The following is a 255-nucleotide window of genomic DNA, read 5'->3' as shown; positions in this document are numbered from 1 at the left end:
ACCCCGTCGACGTCGCCACCGGCGAACTGCTGATGTCCGCCACCGACGTCGAACTCCCCGGCATCCTCCCCCTGGTCATCGAACGCCACCACATCTCCAGCTACCGCGCCGGACGCTGGTTCGGCACCTCCTGGGCCTCCACCCTCGACCAACGCCTCATCCTGGACGAACACGGCGCCCAGTTCCTCACCGCCGACGGCATGACCCTCCTCTACCCCCGCCCCCTCCCCGACGAGCCGGTCCTCCCCGTCGAAG

General features: G+C 69.8%; 1 protein-coding gene. It reads left to right on the top strand.

Annotation, left to right across the window (positions count from 1 at the left end; translation table 11 throughout):
• Positions 1-255: DUF6531 domain-containing protein (locus RM844_RS33830; RefSeq protein ID WP_311671169.1), on the top strand; the 255-nt coding region annotated here is incomplete at both ends.

Source organism: Streptomyces chisholmiae (genome assembly GCF_031845445.1).
Lineage (GTDB): Bacteria > Actinomycetota > Actinomycetes > Streptomycetales > Streptomycetaceae > Streptomyces > Streptomyces chisholmiae.
Note: the sequence above shows the minus strand (reverse complement) of the source record. Positions and strands in the feature narration are given on the sequence as shown.